Origin of the sequence: Bradyrhizobium sp. CCGB01, assembly GCF_024199795.1 — a bacterium.
Classification (GTDB): Bacteria; Pseudomonadota; Alphaproteobacteria; order Rhizobiales; family Xanthobacteraceae; genus Bradyrhizobium.
Genome location: NZ_JANADK010000001.1, coordinates 8,032,324 through 8,057,381 on the forward strand (window position 1 = coordinate 8,032,324; position 25,058 = coordinate 8,057,381).

At 60.6% G+C, this 25,058-nt stretch carries 19 protein-coding genes and 6 pseudogenes; 10 read left to right on the forward strand and 15 right to left on the reverse strand.

Annotated features, from left to right (window positions below; genetic code table 11):
- Positions 1-105: 105 nt before the first annotated feature.
- From NLM25_RS37775 to NLM25_RS37790, 4 genes and pseudogenes are all read right to left on the reverse strand, one after another.
- On the reverse strand, positions 106-1,167 hold the full coding sequence (locus NLM25_RS37775; protein ID WP_254140271.1) for a toprim domain-containing protein: 1,062 nt from the start codon (positions 1,165-1,167) through the stop codon (positions 106-108).
- Positions 1,167-5,463, reverse strand: a pseudogene (locus tag NLM25_RS37780) (strawberry notch-like NTP hydrolase domain-containing protein). Before NLM25_RS37780 ends, NLM25_RS37775 begins: the two are co-directional and overlap by 1 nt.
- 178 nt (positions 5,464-5,641) lie before the next feature.
- Positions 5,642-7,750: pseudogene (locus NLM25_RS37785) on the reverse strand (ParB/RepB/Spo0J family partition protein).
- Positions 7,751-7,852: 102 nt separating this feature from the next.
- Positions 7,853-8,809 (reverse strand): ArdC family protein, encoded by a 957-nt coding sequence (locus NLM25_RS37790; protein WP_254141331.1) that lies wholly within the window; start codon positions 8,807-8,809, stop codon positions 7,853-7,855.
- Between the two features lie 357 nt (positions 8,810-9,166).
- Between NLM25_RS37790 and NLM25_RS37795 the strand changes: the two are divergent.
- Positions 9,167-10,205 (forward strand): annotated as a pseudogene (locus NLM25_RS37795) (IS110 family transposase).
- 717 nt (positions 10,206-10,922) lie between these two features.
- Here NLM25_RS37795 and NLM25_RS37800 read toward each other — a convergent pair.
- Positions 10,923-11,333, reverse strand: a pseudogene (locus NLM25_RS37800) (transposase); the annotation flags it as partial.
- A gap of 481 nt (positions 11,334-11,814) precedes the next feature.
- On the opposite strand from NLM25_RS37800, the gene NLM25_RS37805 reads away from it, so the two are divergent.
- The 3 genes from NLM25_RS37805 to NLM25_RS37815 all read left to right on the forward strand — a co-directional run bounded on the left by NLM25_RS37805 (position 11,815) and on the right by NLM25_RS37815 (position 13,948).
- Positions 11,815-12,294 (forward strand): hypothetical protein, encoded by a 480-nt coding sequence (locus tag NLM25_RS37805; RefSeq protein WP_254140272.1) that lies wholly within the window; start codon positions 11,815-11,817, stop codon positions 12,292-12,294.
- A 1,060-nt stretch (positions 12,295-13,354) separates the two neighbouring features.
- The gene (locus tag NLM25_RS37810; RefSeq protein WP_254123020.1) at positions 13,355-13,564 is read left to right on the forward strand and encodes a hypothetical protein; all 210 of its coding nucleotides are present in this window, start codon (positions 13,355-13,357) and stop codon (positions 13,562-13,564) included.
- Between the two features lie 99 nt (positions 13,565-13,663).
- Positions 13,664-13,948, forward strand: a complete 285-nt coding sequence (locus tag NLM25_RS37815) for a DUF3892 domain-containing protein (protein WP_254123021.1) — start codon at positions 13,664-13,666, stop codon at positions 13,946-13,948.
- Positions 13,949-14,070: 122 nt separating this feature from the next.
- Here the strand turns inward: NLM25_RS37815 and NLM25_RS37820 are convergent, their stop codons facing one another.
- The 3 genes from NLM25_RS37820 to NLM25_RS37825 all read right to left on the reverse strand — a co-directional run bounded on the left by NLM25_RS37820 (position 14,071) and on the right by NLM25_RS37825 (position 15,642).
- Positions 14,071-14,445 (reverse strand): hypothetical protein, encoded by a 375-nt coding sequence (locus NLM25_RS37820; RefSeq protein WP_254123022.1) that lies wholly within the window; start codon positions 14,443-14,445, stop codon positions 14,071-14,073.
- A 46-nt stretch (positions 14,446-14,491) separates the two neighbouring features.
- On the reverse strand, positions 14,492-14,617 hold the full coding sequence (locus NLM25_RS44020; RefSeq protein WP_256565545.1) for a hypothetical protein: 126 nt from the start codon (positions 14,615-14,617) through the stop codon (positions 14,492-14,494).
- A gap of 818 nt (positions 14,618-15,435) precedes the next feature.
- Positions 15,436-15,642 carry a hypothetical protein gene (locus NLM25_RS37825; protein ID WP_254123023.1) on the reverse strand — a complete coding sequence of 69 codons (207 nt, stop codon included), beginning with the start codon at positions 15,640-15,642 and terminating at the stop codon, positions 15,436-15,438.
- Between the two features lie 762 nt (positions 15,643-16,404).
- On the opposite strand from NLM25_RS37825, the pseudogene NLM25_RS37830 reads away from it, so the two are divergent.
- Positions 16,405-16,521 (forward strand): annotated as a pseudogene (locus NLM25_RS37830) (IS66 family insertion sequence element accessory protein TnpB); the annotation flags it as partial.
- A 100-nt stretch (positions 16,522-16,621) separates the two neighbouring features.
- Here the strand turns inward: NLM25_RS37830 and NLM25_RS37835 are convergent.
- Entirely contained in the window at positions 16,622-16,966 is a 345-nt protein-coding gene (locus NLM25_RS37835) for a hypothetical protein (protein WP_254124745.1), read from the reverse strand.
- Between NLM25_RS37835 and NLM25_RS37840 the strand changes: the two genes are divergently transcribed.
- From NLM25_RS37840 to NLM25_RS37850, 3 genes and pseudogenes are all read left to right on the forward strand, one after another.
- On the forward strand, positions 16,886-17,059 hold the full coding sequence (locus NLM25_RS37840; RefSeq protein ID WP_254124614.1) for a hypothetical protein: 174 nt from the start codon (positions 16,886-16,888) through the stop codon (positions 17,057-17,059). The genes NLM25_RS37835 and NLM25_RS37840 overlap by 81 nt on opposite strands.
- Entirely contained in the window at positions 17,001-17,159 is a 159-nt protein-coding gene (gene tnpB / locus NLM25_RS37845) for an IS66 family insertion sequence element accessory protein TnpB (protein WP_208068039.1), read from the forward strand. The genes NLM25_RS37840 and tnpB overlap by 59 nt, the downstream gene beginning before the upstream one ends.
- 73 nt (positions 17,160-17,232) lie before the next feature.
- Positions 17,233-18,801: pseudogene (locus tag NLM25_RS37850) on the forward strand (IS66 family transposase).
- A gap of 857 nt (positions 18,802-19,658) precedes the next feature.
- Here the strand turns inward: NLM25_RS37850 and NLM25_RS37855 are convergent.
- Both NLM25_RS37855 and NLM25_RS37860 read right to left on the reverse strand, forming a co-directional pair.
- Positions 19,659-20,429, reverse strand: a complete 771-nt coding sequence (locus NLM25_RS37855) for an SIR2 family protein (protein ID WP_254140273.1) — start codon at positions 20,427-20,429, stop codon at positions 19,659-19,661.
- Complete coding sequence (locus NLM25_RS37860) at positions 20,408-20,692, reverse strand: hypothetical protein (RefSeq protein ID WP_254123025.1); 285 nt, start codon at positions 20,690-20,692, stop codon at positions 20,408-20,410. Before NLM25_RS37860 ends, NLM25_RS37855 begins: the two co-directional genes overlap by 22 nt.
- A gap of 62 nt (positions 20,693-20,754) precedes the next feature.
- Between NLM25_RS37860 and NLM25_RS37865 the strand changes: the two genes are divergently transcribed.
- Entirely contained in the window at positions 20,755-21,129 is a 375-nt protein-coding gene (locus tag NLM25_RS37865) for a hypothetical protein (RefSeq protein ID WP_254123026.1), read from the forward strand.
- Between the two features lie 328 nt (positions 21,130-21,457).
- Here the strand turns inward: NLM25_RS37865 and NLM25_RS37870 are convergent, their stop codons facing one another.
- From NLM25_RS37870 to NLM25_RS37885, 4 genes are all read right to left on the reverse strand, one after another.
- Positions 21,458-22,057, reverse strand: coding sequence for a tyrosine-type recombinase/integrase (locus tag NLM25_RS37870; protein WP_254140274.1), 600 nt, complete (start codon positions 22,055-22,057; stop codon positions 21,458-21,460).
- Positions 22,054-22,254, reverse strand: coding sequence for a hypothetical protein (locus tag NLM25_RS37875; protein WP_254123028.1), 201 nt, complete (start codon positions 22,252-22,254; stop codon positions 22,054-22,056). Before NLM25_RS37875 ends, NLM25_RS37870 begins: the two co-directional genes overlap by 4 nt.
- 18 nt (positions 22,255-22,272) lie before the next feature.
- Positions 22,273-22,551 carry a hypothetical protein gene (locus NLM25_RS37880; protein WP_254123029.1) on the reverse strand — a complete coding sequence of 93 codons (279 nt, stop codon included), beginning with the start codon at positions 22,549-22,551 and terminating at the stop codon, positions 22,273-22,275.
- 99 nt (positions 22,552-22,650) lie between these two features.
- Entirely contained in the window at positions 22,651-22,845 is a 195-nt protein-coding gene (locus tag NLM25_RS37885) for an Arm DNA-binding domain-containing protein (protein ID WP_254123030.1), read from the reverse strand.
- Between the two features lie 718 nt (positions 22,846-23,563).
- Between NLM25_RS37885 and NLM25_RS37890 the strand changes: the two genes are divergently transcribed.
- Complete coding sequence (locus NLM25_RS37890; RefSeq protein ID WP_254141332.1) at positions 23,564-24,550, forward strand: hypothetical protein; 987 nt, start codon at positions 23,564-23,566, stop codon at positions 24,548-24,550.
- Positions 24,551-25,058: the final 508 nt, after the last annotated feature.

The following is a 25,058-nucleotide window of genomic DNA, read 5'->3' on the forward strand; positions in this document are numbered from 1 at the left end:
AGGCCGCTTGCCGTCCGATCGCTCTAGAAGGCCGAGGTCGCGGCCTCTTCCGGTATTGGCCTCGCCCATGACCGAGCTGTCACGGTCGATCGAACCTTCGTGACCTTATTCCGCCGGCACCGTCGACGAATGCAAAAATCTGACGACGTCCTCCGGCGCAAGCTGAATCCGCAAGGCCGCTTGGAGACCATCAAGACCGAAGACGTGCAGATCTTCGTTAAAATCGCCCAGCCGTGGCGACAAGGCGATCGCTTCAATGCCGGCGTCTGCTGCGCGCTGGGTCAGAATGGTCTGCGCCATATCTCCGGCGGTATCGGCGTCGCGGGCGATATAGAGCCGACGCAAGCCCGGCGGTAGCACCATCGCTGAGAGGTGATTGGCCGACAGTGCAGCGGCCATCGGCATCGTCGGCAGCACGCAGCGCAGCGACAGCATGGTCTCGATACCCTCCCCGGCAGCAAGCACGTCGTCCGACATTCCGAACCGAACCGCGTTGCCAAGTAGGTTGCCCATGGCCCGTCGTGGCGTGTCGATCGGCGCCTTGCCGAGTCTAATGCGGTCAAAGCCGTGCGGATCGAGCCAGGTGCGGTGCACGCCGGTAATCCTGCCATCGAGATCCGTGACGCGAGCGATCATCGCCGGCCAGATCTCGGTCGGCAGGTGCTCGTCCGGCCGATAGTAGCAGCGTGGATGAAACCGCAGGCTGCCACCATGGTGCACGCGGGCTATTCCGCGCCCCTGCAGATAGGTTTCGACCACGGTCCCCTCGATCGGGCTGGATACTGCAAAGAGCCGACGGGCGGCCTCTTGCGATCCGGCCGGTGCTGCCGGAGCGACGGGCTTTGAGACGAACTTCGGTTCAGCGCGAGGCAATTTCAAGAAGCGTCTTGCCTCCGCGGTCACCTCGCGGAAGTCGTGCAATCCCAGGCTTTCGCGGATGACATCGAGGAGATCGCCATGCTCGCCGGTCGCCGCGTCCGTCCATTTGCCGGCAGGCCCCTTTGGCGATTCCTGGAGCCGCACGAACATCGAGCGGCCGGGCGTGTTGTGGACGTCGCCGACCACCCAGTACCTCCCCGCCCGTCTGCCATTGGAAAGATAGTGTCGGCACACCGCTTCGGCATCGCGCGCGAGACGATGTACTAGGTCGGAGGCATCGCGCGGCATCAGGCGGCCTCCCGCTCACTGACGCGCGCGACCGGATACTGCTCGAGCACCTTCGCCAGGATCTCGACACCGCTCGCGTCGGTCGGCACGAACATGCGCAGCTTCCAGGAGATGTTCTCTCCGAAGAGGCCGTAGGCGCGCAGCCGATCGCGCACCGTGTCCCTGAATCCGGACAGTTCGACGCGGAGTGTACCCATCACCCGGACACGACGAAGCTGGAGCCCCTCCGCAAGCTCGAGGACGGTCCGCCCCTCCATCAGCGCTGCAAAGGCGGCGTCCGGAATCAGCGCTGGCGCGTCAGCCGCAAGGACGTTCGCAACCCAGGTCGCCGAGACCTTGCGGCCGATGATGCGCTCGCCCGCATCGGTCTGGAGCCGATAGACCCGCGTCGACTCGTTCGGCAGCCGCTTCAAGATGGGCAGCAACAAGCCGGCGACGACGTTAATCGTGCGTTCCGTGAACTCGGGGACCTCGGCAAGCTCCGCCAGCCAGGCTGCGGCGAAGCCATCACGGTCGGCCTCGACCCAATGGCTTTCCGCCATCATTTTGAGGAAGACGCTGTGCTGCTCCATGGGGCGGATCAGGCGCACGCGCCGCTCGATCTCGCCGTCATCAAGCATGAAGCTCGGAGCCGGAAGCTGGACGGCGGCACGGCCCGATCGCTCATTGATCAAGAGGACGGCACGATCGTCGGAACGACGAGCAAGAGCATCATCAAGGCTCACGGGATGATTGCGCTGGCGCTGGGCGATCGTGAGAAGTCGGGTTTCGGCACCAGTGCCGGGATGGACATAGATCGTCCGCCGGTCTGTGACCACAAAACTCTCCGCGCGGGGCGTTTCCAGCCCGACGTCGTAGGTGCCGGATGCAACCGCACCCTCGATCCGAGCGCTCAATAGCTGCTCGAAGGCGGTGAACAGGATATTCTGAAGCTCGATCGTGAGCGCCAGCAACCTGTTCAGGAACGTCGTGATCGGCGGCAGGTCATCCCTGAGCCCATTGGCATCCGTTAGCTTCAAGCCGGTCGCATCCTCGAACCTTTCGAGCAAACAGCTCTCGACCTTGCCGCGCGCCAGCAGCGTGTAGAGTTGGCGCAACGCATCGCGGCCATACTGGCTCTCTAGATTGTCTTCGGGCCGGAACAGGCCCTGCCCTCCGGTCTGGCGCTGGCCGCGCGTAATGGCTCCCAACATGTCGAGCCGGCGGGCAATGGTGCTCAAGAAGCGCTTTTCGGCCTTCACGTCGGTCGCGATCGGCCGAAACAGCGGCGGCTGCGCCTGGTTGGTCCGGTTCGTGCGGCCGAGGCCCTGGATCGCGGCGTCGGCCTTCCAGCCGGGCTCGAGCAAATAGTGGACCCGCAAGCGGCGATTGCAGGCCGACAGCTCGGCATGGTAGCTCCTGCCCGTGCCGCCCGCATCGGAGAACACGAGGATCCGCTTGACGTCGTCCATGAACGCCGAGGTCTCGGAAAGGTTGGCCGAACCGACCCGGTTTTCGACGACCAGCCGCTCGCCATTACGAACGATGCGGCGTGAGCGGCCGGTGACTTCCGCGACCATGTCGGTGCCGAAGCGCTGGATCACCTGATCCAGCGCACCCGGGACCGGCGGCAGCGAGACGAGCTTTTCGATGAGACGGTCCCGGCGAGCGACAGCCTCCCGGCTCTCAACGGGCTGACCGTCACGATAGACAGGCCGGGAGCAGAGGTTGCCCTCCTGGCCGGTGAAGGGCTCGTAAAGCTGGACCGGAAAGGAATGGGCGAGATAGTCGAGCACACATTCGGGTGGGGTGATATCGACCTGGACGTCGTCCCACTCCTCAGTCGGAATCTCGGCGAGCCGGCGCTCCATCAGCGCCTCGCCGGTCGAGACGATCTGGATGACGGCGGCGTGGCCGGCGTCAAGATCGCGTTCGATCGAGCGGATCAGCGACGGCGTCTTCATCGAGGTCAGAAGGTGGCCAAAGAAGCGCTGCTTGGCGCTCTCGAAGGCCGATCGCGCGGCGGATTTGGCCTGGCCGTTCGACGTGCCGGTCTCGCCGGTGATTTTCGCGGCCCGCATTGCGGCATCGAGATTGTTATGGATGACGCTGAACGCGCCGGCATAGGCGTCATAGATGCGTACCTGCTCCGGCGTGAGCTGGTGCTCGATGAGTTCGTACTCGACGCCCTCGTAAGAGAGCGAGCGGGCCGCGTAGAGACCGAGCGCCTTAAGGTCGCGCGCCAGAACTTCCATGGCCGCAACGCCGCCCTCCTCGATCGCTTCGACGAACTCGGCACGTGTGGCAAATGGGAAATCGTCGCCGCCCCACAAACCCAACCACTGAGCGTAGGCCAGATTGTGCACGGTGGTGGCACCGGTTGCCGACACATAGACGACGCGGGCATTCGACACGGCGTGCTGGAGCCTCAGGCCGGCACGCCCCTGCTGAGAGGCTGCCTGGTCGCCGCGCTCGCCCTTCTGGCCTGCCGCGTTCTGCATCGCGTGGCTCTCATCGAAGACGATCACTCCGTCGAATTCGGAGCCCAACCATTCAACGATCTGCCGAACGCGCGAAAGCTTTTCGCCGCGCTCGTCGGTGCGCAGCGTAGCGTAGGTGGTGAATAGGACGCCTTCCGAAAGTCCGATCTGCGTGCCCTGGCGAAAACGTGACAGCGGCGTGACGAGCAACCGCTCCATGCCGAGCGCGGACCAGTCGCGCTGTGCATCCTCGATCAACTTGTCGGACTTGCTGATCCAGAGTGCGCGGCGTCGACCCTTGAGCCAGTTGTCGAGCAGGATGCCGGCGACTTGGCGTCCCTTGCCCGCGCCGGTGCCGTCACCCAAAAACCAGTTCCGGCGAAAGCGGACGGCATTCTCTGCGTCGTCGCGCGCGGCCGCGACAACTTCAGAAGTTGCATCGATCGTCCAGGAGCCCGCGAGGAATTCGGAATGCGCCTCGCCGGCATAGATGACGCTCTCAAGCTGGGCCTCCGGCAGGATGCCATCCGCCACGAGACTGGCTGGCAGATGCGGCCGATAGGATGGCCTTGGCGGCGCGACAGATGCCATTGCAGCCGACTGCACAAGCTTGGTCGGATGCGCGCGCGCCCCCGGAATACGGATCGACCGCAATCCGCATTCCTCATAAAGCGCATCCGTAAGCTTGGCGCCTTCCGGCGGCGACCACTCGACCGTCTCGTACGAAAGTTCGACGCCTTCTTGCGCGGCGCCGCCGGAAGTAGAGTGCGGACATGGTGCAGAGGCGCCGAGGAATCGTGACATCGGAGGGCGCCTGGCGACTTTGATCACGATTGGGGCGGCAACAGCCAGCCTCGGAGGCACATGCTGGGTCACCCCACCGAGCAAGGTAGCGACATCGCCGGCCAAGCCGAGCGGAGCCGGAAAAACGTTCGGGTCTGCCGCGTGCTGCTTGTCGATGACAAGCAGCCGTGTGTCGATGCGTGTTCCGTGTTTCGCGCAGACGGCTCCATCGATGGCGGCAGAAAACACTTCCTGGAGGTGAACGAAGGCATCTCGCCATGCCGGATTGTCCGGCGCAAAACTTGCGCCGGTGATGGCGACCAGACGCCCACCGTCGCAAAGACGTGCCAAGGCTGAGCCGATGTGCCGGAGCGCCGCGTCCGCCATCCGTCGATCGACGTTCGCCAATGCGGAGAACGGCGGGTTCATTAGGACGATGCTCGGGACGACACACGTATCGAGGTGATCATCGATCTGGACGGCGTCGAACCGCGTCACCTTAACGTTGGCAAACAGATGATCGAGCAACGCCGCAACTCGTTCAGTATCAGGTCGCTGCCGGCGAGCTCGGCGAAGATGGCGAGCAAGCCTGTCCCCGCGGACGGCTTCAGAACGCAGTCGGCGGGTGTAATCGTGGCTGCGGTACATGCGGCCAGCCCAGCGAGATTGGCGTCGAGAATTGTTGAAGCAGCTGGCTGTCCTCGGAACGCCGCGTGTGGGTCGGCAGGAGACTGGCGACTCTCGCGAGCATCGGCAGCATCGCGGCCGTTGAGCCAGCCTTGGTCCGGATGGCCGGACCGAACTTGCGAAGGAATAGAACGGTGGCCGCCTCGCAGGTGTCATAGGCGGTCTTCCAATTCCAGGCACCGGCCGCGTCCGAGGCGCCGAAGGCAGCCTCCATGGCGCCACGCAGGACCGCGGCATTGATGCTCCGGCCGCGTTCGAGATCGGTCAAGAGCTGTCGCGCAGCCCTGACTGCAGCGGCGGTGATAGCTGCAGCGGCACGCATCGAGAGCGGCGCAGCGACAGCGCCGCCGGCGAGAGATTCGGTCATGGGGATTTCTTTCGGAGAGCAGGAACGGGTCGAACCGCCCGGCGCTCTCACCACCATGGCGATTCAAACCCTTCCCGGCCCCACTCATGCTCTCAACCCTTCCCAATAAAAATGGGACCGGTGCTGGGCACCGGTCCCCCAAGCAACTGCAGGACAGCCGGAGCCAGCCCTTATGCTGTCACTCAGCCGCGTCGAGCTGTTGCGGATGCTCGTCGCTGCCGTTCTCCGGCTCCTCCTCGCCAGCGAGGAATTGTGGCAGCGGCCCGCTTCGCCTTCCGGCTCCACCGAAGACGGGCTGGCATCGACAAGACGCAGCGGCTCCGGCAACCAGCCCGAGCCATCCAGGAGACGCTCGGCCTCCTTGGCCATGTCGGCCTTCTTCAGATGGTCGATCAGTTGCGCCGACGACTCGCCCATGGCTTCCCGCACCGCCTCCAGAATGCGAGGCTTAGTGACTCGGCCGAGATAGTTGTCGACGGTCAGTCTCCAACCAGCCTGCACCATGTCGAGTCCGGCACCGCGCGCTAGCACGTTGGCCTGGTCGAGACGCGTGCGGACGCGGGGGCTGAGACGCGGCCCTGATTGTAACGATTGGCCGGCTCATAGACGGCGTTGACCGCAAATGATGCACAATGCGCAAACAGCGATGTCTGTGCACCACCATCGAGAGCCGTCAGCGCATCCCAGAGATCGTTCTCGCTCTTCGGCAACCGAGCCTTCCACGCCTCATGCCGCACCTCGACAGCCTTAGCCGAGGCGCTTTCCCTCAGCCCCGGAGCTTGAGCGGGAAAGGCTGGCGTGCGCAGCCCTATCTCAAGGCAGCTCCGGACGAAGCAAACCGGTAAAAGGCCGTCAGCACGAAGTTGTGCAGCACCGCCTGGAACGCGATCGCAGGATTTTCGGCCAGCGCATCCCGCAATGCCAGCGTACGGTGCGCCGTTAGTTCGATGATGAGCCGATCTGGCAATGGCCTTGCCGGGTCTTCATCATCCTCCTCGGCTTCGGTCGATACGCCTGCGACCGAGATCGCTCTACGCGTTGCGGAACCACCAGCTTCCTGCCCTTAAGTCGACGACGTGTCGGTGCCCGGCTCGACATCGAGACCGGTCGCAGGCGCCTGATCCTCAGGCCGGACATAGCCTCGATCGACGGAAGCCCGTCTTTCGGAATCGATAATGACGAAGACGTCGGCCCGAGCAATCTCTGCCGGATCGTGAGTCTCAGGCCGGTCTTCGAGTGCCAGCAGCGCCGCCTCGATCGGGCCGAGACGCTGGTCGACCTCTTCGGGCAGTTCATCCGCATCCTGATATTCGGTTTCGAGCTTCGCCTGCTCGGCGTTGAGAGCGTCGATGGTGGCCTGCTCCTCGGAGGTGAGATCGACAGGTTGGCCTTCCAGCTCGCGCAGGCCTGTTGTGTGGCCGTAGGGGGAGTCAACGGCGACTGAGATCCATTTCCATCCCTCCGCACCAATTGCTTCCGCCTCGGCTTTCAGCTTCTCGGTAACAAGACGGTCGAGCAGAGCCACGTCCTGAACCCAACCGCCATCATCGTGCTCGGACAGGTCGCGCAAAACGCTGTCGCCCGCCTGCTCGTAAGCTTTGAGCCCAATGAACTGCACGCGGCGATCGGATGCCCGCGCGGTATTTTCGGTCAGCATCCACCAAATTTTATAGGGTTCATCGTAGCCCGAGCGGCTGACATTCTCCCAGACCTGTTCCTGCCGCGTCTGATCTGCGGAGACAGAAAAGGCCATGAGCTGTTCGAGTGTCGTGCCGTCTTCGGCATAGATGTCATGCAGCTTTGGCGACACGGACGCCAGCCGGAGGCGTTGCTTCACGACGGCCGGCGCTACGAAGTGCCGAGCGGCGATGTCTTCCTCGGACATGCCGGCGCCACTCAAGGTCTGGAAGGCTCGGAACTGATCGAGCGGATGAAGGCCTACCCGCTAGTCGTTCTCTGCAAGCGAGTCGTCTTCCGCGATGCCGCCATCGCGCACGACACAAGGAACGACCTGGGTCTTGGCCATGCGCTTCTGCTTCACGAGAAAGCTCCAACGCGCGATAGCGCCTGCCGCCCGGCACCTCGAACATGCCGGTCTCATTACCTTCCGCGTCTACAACCCCCCGCACATTGAGACTTTGCAGGAGCGTCCTCTGGGCGATGCTTTCCGCGAGTTGCTCGATCAAAATTCGCCTTCACGCGCCGAACGTTCGACTGGCTGAGCACCAGCTTGTTGAACGGAATGTCGCGAGGGTGACAGGGTGATCTTTTGGACAGCCTTCGTCATGTCGATTCTCCACGCCGGGCGGCCGGAGCCTCTCTCTCGGCCTCCAACCCGTCGCGAAAATGCCCCCCTCTCACTCTCGAGCCTGCCGTGACCGAGCAGACCTCAGGCCGCTTCCTGATCCGCTCTCTCCACCGTCATGTCGACAATCCGTTCCGGCAAGAATCCAAGGAGATAGTCCGCAACCTTGCTGGCCTGCGAAGCGGCACGCACGATCGCGCGATTGTCCTCGCGCAGCACCTCGAGCCAAGAGCCGATGTAGTCGGCATGTCGCACCGTGGGCACGATGCCGAGCGAAGCGCAACCGAACGCAGATGAGATCTCCGCAACCAGCTCCTCAAACGCGTACTTCCTGGTCCCGTAGCTGCCCGACAAGTCGCGGTTGAGACGTGACGGATGGCCGCTGGCATGCGCCAGCTCATGCAGGGCCGTTCGATGCCAATTGATCGGCTCGAAATAGGCTTGCGGTGGCGGCACCTGCACATAGTCTTCTGCTGGCACATAGAATGCGCGATTGCCGCCGATCCGGAAGTCGATGCCAGTCGCCTTGATGAGCTTTTCGACCTGGGGCTCGATCAGGCCTGGCGGCGGAGGCGGCGCCGTCGTTGCGATCTCAGAAGGCAGGCCATTGCACTGATCGGTGTTGAAGACCGTGAAGCGCTTGAGAAATGCAACGGCCTGTGCTTCCTCACCGTTCTCGCTCGCGCGCCGCTTTTCGTCGACCGGCACAAAGCGGTCGGCAAAAACAACCGTAGTTCCGCGCTCGCCCTTGCGGACGTGACCGCCGAGCGACAGTGCTTGGCGGAAGGTAAGCCAGCTTTGACCTGTGAATGCGCGCTCAGTGGCGGCTCCCCAGAGAATTAGAATGTTGATGCCACTGTATTGGCGGCCAGTCGCAGCGCTTTTCGGCAACGCCAAGGGCGCCTTCGCCGCCGCGGCGCCCCATGGCTGCACCCACGGCACTCGGCCGGCTTCTAGCTCGGCGATGATCTTGTTGGTGATTTCGTCATAAAGATTTGCCCGGTCCTCACCGGTGCGCACCCGAGAACACTGTCTGGACATCGCGGATCTCCGCGACGGGCGCCGCGAGCCTCTCTCGCAGCCTGTAACCCGGCACGGCAAAGCCGCGCGAAACTCTTCCTCTCGGCCCCTCCGCGAGAGAGTGCGAAATCCACGATGCAGCCCGCTTCCCTCCGCTTCTTCATGGCTTTTGGAGTTGAGATGGCCAGGGCCGCAGGCCCTGGCGTGCGCCAATGGCGCATCGCCTCAGCGGAAAATGGCACCCGGAGAGCGTGAGCATAGCGACCCGAAGGGGCACGCGGGTCCGAGTGCAGCGACGAGATGAAGTAACCGGGCACCGGCCTCTCGGGCGCATAATACGTCGATCGATTCGCCCAAAAAGATGAACTGGAGATCCTGATGAATTACTTCGCTGGACTCGACGTGTCTTTGAAGCGCACCGCGATCTGCATCGTTGATCGAGATGGAAATATCGTCCGGGAAGGAGTGACGGATACTGAACCCGAGGCGCTAATTTCCTGGCTGAAAAATACCCCGCCTCGCTCTGCGGCGCGTTGGGCTGGAGGCGGGTCAATGTTCTTCCTGGCTGCACAAGGGACTTTCGAAAGGCGGATTACCAGTTATTTGTGTTGAGACCCGGCACGCAAAGAGCGTGATGCAAGCTCAGACTGTGAAGACGGACCGCAACGATGCTCGTGCGCTTGCGCAAATGATGCGAACAGGGTGGTTTAAGGCCGTCCACATCAAATCTGAAGATAGCCAAAAGCTACGAGCGTTGATGGGCAGTCGCCGGTGCCTACTCGACAAGCAACGCGACCTCAACAATCATATTCGGGCGGCACTTCGAACCTTCGGATTCAAAGTGGGCCTTATCGGCCAAAGCCGCTTTGACGAACGTGTCCGCGGGCTGATCGTGACTGACGGAGACTTACAGGCCCTCGTCGTTCCATTGCTCGAAGCCCGGCGCATGCTCGGCGAACAAGCACACGTGTTGACCCGCCTGATTGGGCGCCTGGTTCGGAGCGATGCTATTTGCCGCCGCTTCATGACAGTTCCTGGCGTTGGCCCGCTGACAGCATTGGCATTCAAGACGACCATCGATGACCCAGGCCGCTGTCGTAAATCACGGCATGTTGGCGTCCATCTTGGACTGACCCCAGGCAAATACGCATCTGGAGAGGTCGATTACAACGGGCGCATCACCCGATGTGGCGATGCCTTTGCTCGAGAACACCTCTTTGAAGCCGCGCACTCATTGATGGTCAACACCAGACGATGGTGCTCGTTAAAGGCATGGGGCATCCGCATCGCCAAGCGCAGTTCCATGAAAAATGCGCTGGTCGCGGTGGCTCGCAAAATATCCGTCATCCTGCACCGTATGTGGTGCGACGGCAGCGACTTCCGGTGGGAGAGATCGGAGGGCGCCGCGGCAGCCTGACACCCGAATGAACTGATCAGCAGAACACGGCCGAAAGGCTGTCAAGGAGTCCGGCAGGACGAGGAATGGCGAGGGTGATAACCGGTCTGCAGCGCGAGCCGATCGCTCCGTGACTGCGCTCCCGAGATGGTCCCGCCACTTCTTCACGAACATCATCATGAGGCGGGAATCCCGACCTCGAAGAGAAGCGCGATCGCCGGATAGCTTTGACGCCACGGTAGGTTCGGAAGGTACAGCCACAATGCGGTAAGATCAGCTTTGGTACTTGACGTCCCAACCCCGGTTAGAGAAGACCGGTTAACAGCGGCACCCGGGAACGGGGCAGTGATAGCGATCGCCGAAGGCGAGCCCCTTTCCCGAGTGCCCCCGGCGAGGAGCTCCGCAGTGTTTGCGCGATGGATCGAAGCCGGATGGCCGAGACGCAAAAGCGGCTCGGTTCATATGTGGACGGCCCCCGACTTGCAAGGATTGGCTCTGGTAGCATGCTCGGATCGCTTGCGCTCATATGTCCGGTCTGTTTTCGGGTCTTGCGACCACCGGCCAAGATGGGCTTCGCGGACAGTGAGATCCAAACACGAGAGCGGCATTTTTCTGCCGGTGAACCGAGCGGAGCATCTCACATGACCGGCTCGCGCCGAACGTACCACCTCTTCCTATCCTGCAAGTTCCGCCCTCAGCGTCAAACCTAAAGGTCTAGCGCCAAGCTCTGCATTTCGTTTAGGCCTGGGTCGGCATCGGTATGACGCTGCCAGCAGGTCGATAATGCTCGCCACTGACCATCAGTTTCCAGGCGATCCGCGCTAGCTTATTTGCCAACGCTATCGCGACCAGCTGCGGCGGCTTGCGCGCGATCATGTCTTTTAGCCAGGGCCAGGAGCGGCTCTCGCGTCGCCGCACATCTGCGATCACAGCCGTCGCGCCAGCGACCAAAACGGTTCGCAACATGCCGTCACCGGCGCGCGTAATCACGCCAAGCCGGTTTTTTCCGGCCGTTGAATGGTTCTTTGGTGTCAGGCCAAGCCACGCAGCGAAGTTTCTTGCGGACTTGAACCCACCTGCATCCACGACCTTGATTGACAGCAGCGTCGCGCCAATCGGACCAATTCCTGGAATGGCCACCAGTCGTCGCTCATCTCGCTACTCCGGTGGAGGTGCATACAGGCCGCACCGCTGGCGCCGGGTCGTCGGTGCTCATTGCCGCGCGGTACGCGGTCCAGAATTCCGGCGTGTACAGAGGCGCGGGCAAAGCGATTTGCGTCCTGCCCGGCCGTCGCAGATACGTTGGTGACGGCTTTCGGTATCAGGAACGCAGAACAGGCTTGCTCGACTCGCTAATTTATGGCTTCATAAAACAATGAAATCAACAATTGATAGCGCCAAAAAACCGAAACGCGGTCGACCGCCTGTGGATACCATGGCGGTTAACGTCCGTATTTCTGTGGACTCTGTTTCGGAAATAGACGACTGGCGTCGCAAACAGGACGACTTGCCAGGGCGGCCGGAGGCGATTCGCAGGCTGGTTGAGTTGGGGCTGGGCAAATCTAAGGGCTAGTTGCCTTGTCCATCCTCAGCGCGTAACGGTTGTGGCGTGAATCAATGGGGGCGTGAAATGATTGCCGAGATTGCAGGTGGTTTAGCTGCGCTGAAGTCTGCCAGCGAATTGAGCAAGGCAATAATAGATATTCGCGACGCTACCGTTCTTCAAAGCAAAGCCATCGAATTGCAGCGCCAGATTTTGGCCGCCCAGGAGAGCGCACTTGCTGCCAACGAGCGACAGACGACGCTGTTGGAGCGCGTAAAGTCTCTTGAAGAGGAAGTTGTTCGCCTTAAAAAATGGGACGCTGATAAGAGCAGATATGAGCTCAAAAACTTGGGAGTTGGAGCGTTTGCTTATGTTCCCAAGCCAAACAGTGATATTGCCAGTCCAGAACATTGGCTTTGCGTAAAGTGTTTTGACGACGGCAAACGTGGTGTTGTTCAAGATCAAGGCAGAACTCCAGATAAGCAGCGCAGCATCTATGCCTGCCTTAACTGCAAAAACGTGTTCCAGGTCGGTTGGCGCACCAGTCCCGGTCGCGGAAGTGAATAAGAGTTAAACCCTGCGAGCGGCTTCCCCCTTTCATGGAAACTTTATCCCATTCCATCACGGCAGCGCTGGCGCTTGCCGCGAGATATACGCAAGCCTTTTAGGTTGTTATTCTATTTGATCAGTCAAAAAGGTTGCGAGAATCTGGCAACGACCTTCCGGCGTAGCGATTGGCTACACTATTTTTACGGGATTTTTTGATTATGGCTAAAGTACCTCCATTCCACTCAGAAAAGCCGAACACAAAAAACGTCATCACGACAACAACAAATGCACTGAGGGCAACAATATCGAAAAGCAGTATCTTGCTCAGGCGACTGGCGGTCGTCCTCGATGTGAGCACTGCAGCCGGCTAGCCTAAGCCCTTGCGGGCTGTGGTGCGGGCACCGGTTGATTCCACCACAGCCTCACACGCGGCACCGGCATTACACCAAGGGGCTGAGCTTGCCGCGCCCTATGCCAAGGAAGCCATGCTGGAGCGAGCGCGCATTCGAGCTGCACGCTATATGCAAGAGTCGATGAACAAGTAGCCACTACGTCTCAACTGACGCGCGAAATTTCTCCGCATTCTATTTGCCCACCGGTCCCCACCTCGTAACCTAGTCTGTGCCGTCACCGGTGGGGCGAAAACATAGGGCACAATGAGCCATCTTCACCACGGAAGCAGCGCGAGCGCGACTCGGCGTCGGTGTATTGCGTAGCCCGACGCTGTCCCTACCGCGCTCGCGCTGGCAGTGAGGTTAGCAGCAATGTGACTCGGCGCCGCCATACCGAAGAAGCGCTGTCCCTATCACGCGCCGCTAACTTCGGTGGCCAGCCTTACCGCCCTGACAGCAAAGCTGACCACCGAGCGTCCCCCCGGTGACGGTAAGTCCGGGGCGCGGCCAAAGCTGTATCGCGGAGAAGGACTTCGGGCCACCTACCTAGATTGGTAGGCGGCCTAATCCAACCGTCGTGGTATGATGAATCCGTTGCCGCGAACACTGTCGCAATCCCTCTTTCCCAGCTTCTCCAGGCCCACAAAAAAATCACCGACCTAGTCGGCACAGCACTGTCCAGCGGTGTGGTCGACAACCTCCGGAAGACTGCCGAAGAGGTGCTTTATGACATCACGCTTACGCGTGCCGCGAGCTGGGAAGAATTCGGCAGAAAGGTTCAACTGCTCGTCGATCAAACCACCGAGGCGTCCCACGAGGGTTGGCTGACTGCGGTACAAGAAGGCGTGTATTGGGATCTCAAGCAGCTGAACGGCGAATCGACGCAGGCCGCTTGATATTCGCAACGCGCTGCGAATTTGGCCCGCGTCATGATCGGCGCGGGCTGTTTCCCCGCAGGCTGGTCCTCAGCCTTTTGCCAGATTCAGGAGACGTGAATGACCAAACGCGCACGCATTCTTTGCATCAATAAGACCGACAGGATGAATCCCCACGAGAGGATTGAAAATGTCGGCGGTGAATATTCAAACGGAAGTCGATGGAAACAATCTGTCAATCAAACGATCAAAGACATCGAAAGCGGCGAATGGGAGTTCTATGTCGAAGAAGGCGGACTCACTAATGGGTTAATCGTGGCCGAACACAATGGGCACAAGTATATCAAGACGGCCGCGGACGACATTCAACCTGACAATCTTCTTTCACTCGGTGAGTGTCCGTGATTTTCAGTAACATCTGCGCCAAGCGCGAATGCCGGTCTGCTCAAGCGCCGCGGACAAACCGATATCCAATTCGCAGTGCATCGACATGGCTAGGCCTACTAGCCGGCCAATGTCGATCACGACTAAATCAACCATTTTAGCTTCGCAATTGCTGCACAAAGGTCAACGCCAGACAGATGCACCAAATATGAGATGATCGCCACGTACATTGTGGCCACGACACCAGCCACACACCGGTATGTGGTAAGCGCCTGAGCAAGCGGCTTATCAACCAGCTTTTGCCACTCGTGAAGATCGATAAAGCCATATATTCTCGTTCGCCAGTCTTCACGTGTCTTTTTGGCGCCGCTGTTAAAACGATAATTGCTCCATAGGGCCACAACGATACTGATCGCCAGTAATGCCGCCGAGGAAAGCGTGACAACCTCCAACCAGAACAGTGAATGTGAGGCTTGCGGCAGCGCTCGTCCGTGATGAATTCGGCCAGTAGATTCCACTGGTCCAACAGCCCGCCCGGCCTGGCGGTGCGCTGCTTAGCGTCGCTTACTGACACTCTCCGACCGCGACCGCGGCGCGCGCCAGGCCATCGGCAACAGTGCGGTCGAAGGTCAGCGAGTGACCAAAGACGCGCAGCGAGCCGTCTGTCTTGCGAATGACGGAAACATCCATTGCCCGGACTCCGGGCGCAATCTCAACGTCGATAGAGGCAAAGCGCCTCCCGCCCGAACATGGGCGCATATTTCAGTATCTTCACTGCTCGTCCTATGAATTGGAGCTAAGAGGCCCTAGCAAGCGCCCCATCAACGGCTGCCCTTACGTCTGACAGCCACTCGCACGGCATCTCGGAAAGACGCGCAGTTCGCCACTCGGCGTCGTCACGACCGGCCAAAACCTTGACGGTCACCGAGTCCCCGCCGGCATAGTAAAGATCGTCGACGTAACTCCCGTCCCGCATAACCATCGAAGCCCTCCGGTGAGTTGGTAGTTATTGACCAAATATGGTTCTGGCCCCGAATGCTCAGGGCGGCCCATGGAAACACATACGGATTTTCAAGAAAAATGGGGCGCACTCGGCTAAAAGGGGCCGATCGTGCTAGGCGGGGGGGCGGGCAAAAATCAGGGGGCTTAGAACGCCACAGGGATAGGAGGCGCGTAGAAGCCCGGTTTTAGCGGCTTAGCGACCGCCCCTGAACGCATGACTAATCCCGCTGGGAGAAGCAGACTTCCTTTGTTCCGCCCAACAACCTAAAAGCGATTTATCCGGTTGTGCGGTTGTGTTGTGGTCGATCTAGCCGCCCCGACGAGCCAAGAGGTTCGGCAATCGCCAAAAATCTCTAAGCGATTCAATCGCACTGAAATTGCCTAACCTGAGCCGCAACCGATTGATTTACAGATATTCTAACAATCCTGTCGGGAACGCCACTACCGAAATTTTCCGTTTCATTTTCAGTTAGTTGCCTCTGTGTTAGCCAGCGCCACCAGACGCGTTAACCACTTGGTGTTCCTGCGCTGTTCGCAAGCTTCGTCATAGCCGCTTCAGCAGCACGCTCCTGATCGACCTCATCGAGATATTCCTGAACCTGATCGAGCGAGCTGTGACCGGATGCGGCCATCTGCTCCACATTCGTCGCGCCAGCATGAGCGAGAGCCCGCAGCTCCGCCTTACGCAGCCCATGCGCGCGATAGTTACGCACCCTTCCGTCGTCGCACAGCACCGGCTTCAACTCAGCGGCGCGGCACCAGTCCGCAAACTTATTGCCGAACGCCGCGGCTGAGGCGAACGGACGCCCGTAATCATTGACCAGGAACCGTCAGCACGCCGTCCGCACGAGTGCCCGCCGGCATCGCAGCGAGCGCCTCCTGAAACGCCGGAGTGATTGCGATTGAGAGTAGCTTTCCAGTCGTTCGCAGCGTCTTGTGAGGCCGCCATGAGAGCTTAGGTTTCGCACCTGTTTCTCGCGGCATCTCGGCAGACTCTGCACTCCCTGATTTTCCATCCCTGCTTAGTGACACGCATTCGCGCATCAGCCAAAGGATGCCCTCTCTTGCAATGCGTGAGCTGCGCAGCCGGGGGGCCTTTTCCAAGGCGAGCGTTTTCACTTGAGACAGCTAACGCCTCAGCCGCCCAATCAGGGTGAAACGTGCAGTGCTTTTTGAAGCGCTCGTAACTTACAATGGCCGGCCCAAACTGCTTCATTCCCGAAGTCAGCTTTCGGATCGTGCTGCCGGCCTTCAGCCTCGCCATAAATTCGATGGCCAGATCGTCCGGGATACTGGAGGAACGTTGCGCCACTTCAGTTCAGCGATGCGGTGCAGTTCGGAGTGAGATAATTGGGCATCTGCCATGTTCGCCTCTAACGAAGCGCAAAATTGCGCTGCGGAAGGGCGCGCCTGAGTCGTATCCCTCCGGTGAAGGCCGCCTTGCCGAATGAGGCGTTTTGTTGAGAACTGTCCTTATGGACAGTGATAGGCGCAGTGCCCAAGTCGAACGGCTTGAGGTGGTGGACACGGGCCGGCGGCGGCGCTGGTCCGAGGATGAGAAGCTCAAGATCGTTCTGGAGAGCTTACAGGCGCCGCGCCAAGTCGCGGCAACAGCGCGGCGGTATGGCGTGTCGCGTTCATTGCTGCTGCGTGGCGACGGTCGTTTCGGCCGGAGCCGAAGGATGCCGCCGATCAACCGGGCTTCGTACCGGCGATGGTGGTCGCGGAATCAGGGCCGACGCCTTGTCCAGCCACGCCGGCCAGCAGCGGCGGGTCGATCGAGATCGAGTTTGCTGCCGGGGCTCGGATGCGGATCACGGGCGCGGTCGACGCGGCGACGCTGAAGGCCGCCGTGGCGGCGCTGGCAGATGGACGCCTGCGGTGATTCCCGTTGCGTCGGGCGTGCGGGTGTGGATTGCGACCGGCCACACCGATATGCGTCGCGGCATGAACTCGCTGGGCTTGCTGGTGCAGGAAGCCTTCAAGCGAGACCCGCACGGCGGCGATCTCTACGTGTTCCGTGGCAAAAGCGGGCAAGCTGATCAATATCCTTTGGCACGATGGACTGGGCATGTCGCTTTATGCCAAGCGGCTGGAGCGCGGCCGCTTCCTGTGGCCGTCGTCGGCTGATGGCGTGGTGACAATCACCCCCGCCCAGCTTGGCTACCTGCTGGAGGGCATCGACTGGCGGATGCCGCAACATACCTGGCGACCGCAGGCGGCTGGCTGATCGCTGGGATTTTAATCGGTGGCACGATCAGCGGTTCGGACAGAGACCGCGTCTTGTGATTCTCTGGTCGGCGATGGGCGCCGATGATTCTCTTCCCGACGATGTGACCACGCTGCAGGCGATGCTGCGCGCCGAGCGAGCGGCCCGGTTGGCCGCGGAAGCCGAAGCCCAGGCGGGGACCTTGCTGATCGAGAAGCTCAAGCTCACGATCAAGAAGCTCCGGCACGAGCAGTTCGGACAGTCCTCTGAGCGGGGCGCATTGCTGGACCAGCTCGAGCTACAGCTCGCCGACCTGGAGGATAACGCGGCGCAAGCTGCGACCACAGCGCAGATGGCAGCCGAGAAGATTGCGGTGCCATCGTTCGAGCGCCGCAAGCCAGCCCGCCGGCCACTGCCGGAGCATCTGCCACGGTAGCGCATCGTCTATCCGACACCTGCGATCTGCCCATTGCGGCGACAGCCGATTGCGCAAGATTGGCGAGGACGTGACCGAGACGCTGGAGCTCGTTCCGCGCCAGTGGAAGGTGATCCAGCACGTGCGCGAGAAGCTCGTCTGCCGGGCCTGCGAAGCGATCACCCAGCCGCCGGCCCCCTCGCATCCGATTGCGCGGGGACCTGCGGGGCCCAAGCTGCTGGCCCATATCCTGTTCGCTAAATATGGTCTGCACCTGCCGCTCAATCGTCAGAGCGACGTCTACCAGCGCGAAGGCGTCGACCTCGATGTCTCGACGCTGGCGGACTGGGTGGGCGCTTCCGCGGCAACCCTGTGCCGCTGGTCGATGCAATCCGAAGCCACGTCTTCGCGGCCGAGCGCATCCATGCCGACGACACCACGGTGCCGGTCCTGGCCAAGGGCAAGACCCGGACCGGCCGGCTCTGGACCTATGTGCGCGACGATCGCCCGTCGCCGGCCCAGATCCGCCGGCAGCTGTGTTCTTCTACTCGCCTGATCGTGGCGGTGCGCATCCGGAGCAGCATCTGGCGGGCTATGCCGGACTGATGCAGGCCGATGCCTATGCCGGCTTTGGCAGGCTCTACGAAGTCAATCGCAAAGGGGGCCCGATTATCGAGGCGGCATGCTGGGCACACGGCCGGCGTAAGTTCTTCGATTTAGCGCGGCTCAGTACGGCGCCGATCGCGGCCGAGGCGGTCAAGCGCATCGATGTCCTGTTCGCCATCCAGCGCGAGATCAACGGACTTGCTGCGCAGGAGCGTTTGCGTGTGCGCCAAGGAGAATAGCCGCCCCCTGATCGTCGAGCTGGAGGCGTGGTTGCACGAGCAGCGCGCCAACCTCTCCAGGAACAACGACACGACCAAGGCGATCAATTACTGCCTCAGCTGCTGGGAAGCATTTAGCCGCTTCCTTGAGGACGGACGGCTTTGCATGTCGAACAACGCCGCTGAACGCGAGCTACGGGCTGTCGCTGTGGGCCGAAGAAATTGGACCTTCGCCGGCTCCGATGGGGGCGGCCGGCGTGCGGCGGCAATCTACACCCTCATCGCCACCGCCAAACTCAACGGCATCGATCCACAGGCCTGGCTCGCCGACGTGCTCGCCTGCTTGCCGGATCATCCCGCCAAGCGCATCCACGAACTCCTGCCTTGGAACTGGCGCCCTCAGAACATCGCTTACGCCGCCTGAATGCTATCGGCTGTCTGCTCAAAGCGACCTGGCCAGAGGCCGTCGCCGGATGCGTACCTTTCAGCTTCTCTGCCCCAAGATGCTCGCTGATAGCGGGTGAGAGTGCGAGAGCGCCGGATTCGCTCTGAGTTGATTCGAGAAGCGTTGCGAGGTACTTCGGTCGGGAAGTCGGCTCGCGCACTACAGCTCCTGACTGTCCGCACAAGCGGCGTGCGGCACTCCAGTTGCGCAGGTCATGAAGCAGGATAAGATAGAAGTATAGTATGAATGCGAAGCCAAATGGTGTTCAGGAAAGTCTCGATTTTATCGTCGCGCACATGGCGACGAAGATCGGATCGAGGAGTTTCGTGCTCAAACAACTCGCAAGTTCCAAGAGCTTCGAAGAGAAATAGCCGATATCTCGAAGTCTTGATGACTTGAGAGCAAAAGTCGAGAACACCAAGGAGTATCGCATAGAGATCGACCACACGCTCGAACGCATCGCGGCGATTGAGAGGCGTCTCGCATTAGGCGCAATCGGACTGACTGCACCCTCTGTTCTATCCCGCGATTACGTCGCCACTTCAGCTTGCTCTAGCCCCATACCAATCGGCGAAGCTCGCGGTCCACGCTAGAGTGGAAACGTACGACCGTATCGTCGGCGAGGACGTCCGATCGATAGATGTAGTCGAGCATTATGTTGTCGCCCATTCTTTTGACGCGCAGCTGTAGATCGAAGCCAATCTCTCTTCCAAGATCTCTTGGGCTTTCACGCGGCAGCGCCCCTTCGCTCGGCAGCACGAATTTCTGATTGAGAATGAGGGTGGTTACCGGATAGCGGCCTGAAGGCCTACCAATGCCGAGTCGCGCCTCGAGGTCTAATATGCTGAAGGTAGAGCAGCGGCGCAGCTGAGCCAGACACTCGTTCGCTGACGCGACAAGTGCCTTCGCGCGGCCTTCTGTTGCCGGGTAGACGACTGCCAGCAAGGCACAGCACTCGCGCCCTTTTCATCAGCAAGCGACTTAAATTGAAAGGCGAACACGCTCGCCAACGGATTTGAGGCAAGTCCCTCGTCGATCCTCGCCGCGACGTGAGCGTCAGCAAAGGAGAACCCAATCGAGATCAGTAGAGTATCGTGGCTGCTGAGAATGATTTTCAGTCGGTCGAAAAGAGCAGCATAAGGTGCCTTCTGAGTCTGATCATATTTTAGATGCTTGGGAAAAATCAGGTGGGTAGCGCTGCTTTTCCCCGATCGAATGACCTCCTCAAACTCGCCCTTACACCAGCCAAGCGAGCCGTGCAGTTTCCAAAGGCGGGTCCAGCGGGCAGGCAAGTCGCCATTGGCGATTGAAACAGGATCGAAAAATGGCTCACGCCCCCCGACGAAGCCGTCGAAGTAAGGGGCCCGAACGGCCTCGAATGCCTCTTCAAGCAAAAGGTCATAATTTGTCGTGAATATCTCAACGGGGTGATCACGCGAGGTGCCAGTGACCCAACTCACAAGATTCGCATAGGCAGACCCGCTCGGCAGACGTGCATCCACGACCTTGCCAATCTCCGTGCAAATGCGTTCACCGAGTTTTTCAAAGCGATCATCATCAAGATCATGCACCCTGCTCTTGCCGATCACTTTGGCAAGCGTGCGCACGCGAGAGAGAATCGTTTCGATGTCATGTTGGGGAGTTCAGACTTTAGCGCGTCGATCTGTTTGCCGTATTCAGGCTTGATCGCATTGAGGACCTGATCGGTGAGACCCACAACAGCCGGAATTAGCGGATAGGTGCCGTCCGCCTTACGCATTCCGGCAGGTGCGCCAGCACCAATGAGAAGTCCTATTCTTTTTCGACCTTGCGCGATAATCGTGCGCAAGGCAGCCATGTACTGATCCGGATTGTGAACGCTTACGCTCATGGCTGCTCCCGATTCGCCCTTCGAGATATACCCGTGTGTTGTGCAACCGCCAGTGAAATTGCTTGGAACAAAGGATTGATGAACGTGAAAATCGCGACGGTTCGGACATTCGGACAAGCCGCGACGTGGTCATGGGTTTTTGGCACGAGGAAAACGATCCGAAGCTCCTGCGCTTCAAGGGCTTCGACGGCGTTGGGAAGTCCGGCCTAGCCAAACTAGTTGCATCGCGCATCGACGCCGAGCATGTCGAAGGCGACAAATTTGCCTTCACGCCGGAGACCCCTACGCCATACCCCGGCTGCTTGAAGCAAGCGGAGCTGGAGGCGGCAATAAGGGCCGCCTTGGCTTCTGGGAAGCCGGTCGCCTTGGACGCGGTCTGCCTTGACGAAGTAGCGCCAAGCTCAAGTTGGGGACGCGGCTTCGTCGTTTACAACTAGGATAACCCCTGTGGCACCACGGCTTCGCGATAGAGGATGGAGCCCGGAGGATGAGCCGCGCGTGGTATCGTTCTGTACCATCAAAGGTCAAAGCCGCACGAGCGCGCCGACCTCATAATCGAACTGCCTGAAGAGGGGCATACAATTTCGAGCTTTGCGTTCGACCGTGGAGGCTGTATCGATCCGCCGGGCGCGGAGATCATCTGAACCTTTCCCGCGAGACCAGCGCAGCGCCATCTGCTGAGTCCCAGCGGACCCGACAAAAAACCCGCCTCGATCTGGGGCGGGCTCTCTGTCGATACCCAGGGTTTTTGATACCCCGCGTTGATCATGCAGCCAGCGGCATCAGCGCGTCAGGCGCTTCCACCGGCTCAGCGACCATGCGCTTGATCTCATCGGCCAGCTTCTGCAGGGCCGCGCGCTTCTCCTCGATGCGGGGGTCCTGATCGTAGTGCTTGCCGGTTACCGATGGCACCGCGCCCTGATCGTCGCTCTTAATGGTGTGGTCGAGACAGAGCGAGATCGTGGCGCGGCTGATGCCGATGGAGCCCATCAGGCTGGCAGCTGATCTGCGCAGATCGTGCGGGGTGAAGGGCCTGATGCCGAGCTGCTCGCAGAGGCCTACCGAGCGCACGCGGCCATTGCTGGCCTTATTGCCGCGCAGCGCGCAGGCCATGGCTTTTTTGTTCAGTGGCTCGGTGCCCCAGCGGCCAGCGAACATCCAAGAATAGTTGCCCATCGCCTCCTTCGCGATCTCGACCGCGAGATCGGAAAGCGGCTGATGGATCATGCGGTTTGCCTTGACGCGTTCCTCGGGGATATCGACCTGCGGATATCGGCTGTTGAGATCGTGGCCCTCCAGCTCGTCGCGGTGGATGTGCAGCAGTTCGACCGAGCGCAGGCAGCTCACCAGCGCGAACTTGATCAAAGGCAGATGCGCCGATCAACGGTGATGTCGGGTCGGTCAAGGCCATGCCAGAGGATCGCGATCTCCTCACGGCTCAGCTTGCGCTTGCGCGACTCCTCCATGGGCAGCAGCGGCAGGTTCACGCCGGGCGAGGTGCTGACACAGTCCCGGCCTGCTTCAGCCGCCCAGTTGAAGAGGCCCGAAACCGCCTTGCGCATATGGCGGGCGCTGCTGACCTAAGCCCTCAGCGGCTTGCCGTAGGCGATCAGCTTGCCCGCGAGGATATCGGCCTGCAGCTGCGCGATGTCATGCTTGGTGACATCACCTGCGATCATCCTGCCGAGGCGCGGGCGGACGAAGCGGTTCAGGTGGCGGGTCTGTTCTTCCCAGCTCTTCATGCGCGGCGCTTTCTTGAGCACGACGCCGTGCTCGGAGTGGCGGCGCGTCTCGACTTCCTCGCTGATCCACGCGATGCGCTTGTCGATGATCTCGCCGGCCGTGATGCCTGCCTGCATGGCCGCCAGCCTGCGGACCTGCCGCGCGGTCCGTGCGATATTCTCGCGTCGGCGATCCTGACCTTCACCTTCCACGCTTCCTTGCGCCAGAACGCTACGTCATGCTCGGGCTTTCTGATAGACGCCCAGGCGATGCGTGCTGCGCTTTTTGGTGATCGGGCAAGTGTACTTCAGCGAGAAGGTCGGCGGCGCTGACGGGCTCAGGCTGACGTAGAGGCCAGCGCAGGCGGCGTCGTAAACTTTGGTGCGCTGCTTCACTTCGGCGCGGCAGTTCTTTTCGGTGATGTTGGGCATTCGGTGCTCTCAGGCTTTGCGATGCGGGTGCCGCGCTGGGGCCCTGCCCCAGTAGCGGCGGTTCAGCGGCGCGCCCAGCAGCCTTGCTCTGGAAGCATAATTCCGAAAGAGCCTGTAATTGAAGGGCTATTTCGCGCTCATAGAGCGCCATTGGTGCTCGCCGGTGATCAAAATAAGGCCCACACGACTTGGCCGTCCGCCAAGATGTCTTCGTCCGCGGGGCATGCGAGCTGAACATCCCGGCGTCCACCGCGTCCGCTCTCAACGTTCGTGCCGATCGCGAAGCGTCTCTCTGAATGAGGACGGGGATACGCAACGGGAGACACATATTTTGGCTAAAAGTCTGACGTCGTTTCCGATCAATCGAGTTGATTTGCCCGCCGGATCATTAGTTGGCGCCATTATTTCCGAACCCGACTTTTCTAGACCGCTATCAGAGGTTGGCATGATCGAAGGACGTGTGGACTGCCACCAAAGTGTTGTTTCGCTCACTGCAACAAAAGCGAATGAGAATGCAAGGAACTTGGGCGCGCGGATCACTTTCACGCGAGATCATTGTCGGCGCCATCGCAGTGTGAAAGGATGATGCTACTTTAGATTGCTTTTGGCGAGATGTTCCCTCAGTGCATCAATACAATTGGAGATTGTTATGACAAATGCAGCAGCGGCGCTTACCCACTCGGTATCAGTGACAGAGAATTCCGATGGACGATTGGAGGTGTTCGGTCTCGGAACCAACAGGGCGCTCTGGCACGTCTGGCAGGAAAAACCGCACTCGGGGCCATGGTCGAGTTGGGCCTCGCTTGGCGGCGTTCTCACCAGCTCGCCGTCCAGTGTCGCTAGTTCCGAAGGTCGGCTGGAGGTCTTTGCACGCGGAACCGATAACTCACTCTGGCACGTCTGGCAGGACAGGCCACATGCCGGACCGTGGTCGGGTTGGGCCTCGCTCGGCGGCGCCATCACCAGCGATCCCGCTGCGATCGCCAACAGCGACGGCCGGCTGGAAGTGTTTGCGCGCGGCACCGACAATGCGCTGTGGCATATCTGGCAGGTGAAGCCACATGCCGGTCCGTGGTCAAGCTGGGCATCCCTGGGCGGCGCCATCACCAGCGACCCCGAGGTGTTCGTCAATTCCGATGGCCGTCTCGAAGTGTTCGCCCGGGGCTCTGACAATGCGCTGTGGCACATCTGGCAAGAGGAGCCGCATGCCGGACCGTGGTCAAGCTGGGCATCCCTGGGCGGCGCCATCACCAGCGATCCCGCCGTGGTCGCCAACCGCGATGGCCGTCTCGAAGTTTTCGCCCGTCGGACCGACAATGCACTGTGGCATATCTGGCAGGAGAAGCCACATGCCGGTCCGTGGTCACGCTGGGCATCTCTGGGCGGCGCCATCACCAGTGATCCGGCCGTGGTCGACAATACCGACGGCCGGCTGGAAGTGTTCGCCCGTGGCATCGACAACGTGTTGTGGCATATCTGGCAGGAGAAGCCGCATGCCGCACCGTGGTCACGCTGGGCATCTCTGGGCGGCTCCATCACCAGTGATCCGGTGGCCTTCGATAATTCCGACGGCCGGCTAGAAGTGTTTGCGCGCGGCACCGACAACGCGCTCTGGCACATCTGGCAGGAGAAGCCGCACTCCGGACCGTGGTCCGGCTGGGCATCCCTGGGCGGCGTTCTCCTGAGCGATCCACTCGCCGCCTGATTCGGACTGCACGAGAGGCCGGCCGTCTCACAAGGCGGTCGGCGCCCTCACTAACCCATCATTAAGCTACTACGTCGTCACGCAACGTCGGCGAACGCGCTAATTCCGGCTTTTGAACCGGCACGGATAGCCGCTTCTTTCGAAGCGCGCTGAATATGGTGTTTTGAGACGGTCTTGCCATTGTGAACTACGGCTCAGCCGTCATATCCTTCGGCACGGAGTGAAGTACTTCCGCTTCGACATTCTTAAAGTCCTCAAAATAGGACGACGAGGAGGGATGCGGTCAAACCGACTTCTGATATCTGTGCAATAACTACCGGCGTCGTGATCATATCTCCCGGTCACCTGGTTGGATTCTGGTCCCGTCGGTGCTGGAGCTATGAACGGGACTCTTAACTGTTTGCGCTGCAAACTAAAGCGATTTGAGAACGCCAGGCACAAAGTTCAAGTTTGAGCCCGCAGATTTTTGCGTTGATACGATGCGAATCGACTTGCCTAGCTCAGTACA

Coding starts and splice junctions, on each gene's coding strand:
- NLM25_RS37775 (WP_254140271.1), bottom strand. CDS start 1,167: ATGCCGCGCGATGCCTCCGACCTAGTACATCGTCTCGCGCGCGATGCC.
- NLM25_RS37790 (WP_254141331.1), bottom strand. CDS start 8,809: ATGTCCAGACAGTGTTCTCGGGTGCGCACCGGTGAGGACCGGGCAAAT.
- NLM25_RS37805 (WP_254140272.1), top strand. CDS start 11,815: ATGATTGCCGAGATTGCAGGTGGTTTAGCTGCGCTGAAGTCTGCCAGC.
- NLM25_RS37815 (WP_254123021.1), top strand. CDS start 13,664: ATGACCAAACGCGCACGCATTCTTTGCATCAATAAGACCGACAGGATG.
- NLM25_RS44020 (WP_256565545.1), bottom strand. CDS start 14,617: ATGGATGTTTCCGTCATTCGCAAGACAGACGGCTCGCTGCGCGTCTTT.
- tnpB (WP_208068039.1), top strand. CDS start 17,001: ATGTCGCTTTATGCCAAGCGGCTGGAGCGCGGCCGCTTCCTGTGGCCG.
- NLM25_RS37860 (WP_254123025.1), bottom strand. CDS start 20,692: ATGAGCGTAAGCGTTCACAATCCGGATCAGTACATGGCTGCCTTGCGC.
- NLM25_RS37875 (WP_254123028.1), bottom strand. CDS start 22,254: ATGCGCAAGGCGGTTTCGGGCCTCTTCAACTGGGCGGCTGAAGCAGGC.
- NLM25_RS37880 (WP_254123029.1), bottom strand. CDS start 22,551: ATGCAGGCAGGCATCACGGCCGGCGAGATCATCGACAAGCGCATCGCG.
- NLM25_RS37885 (WP_254123030.1), bottom strand. CDS start 22,845: ATGCCCAACATCACCGAAAAGAACTGCCGCGCCGAAGTGAAGCAGCGC.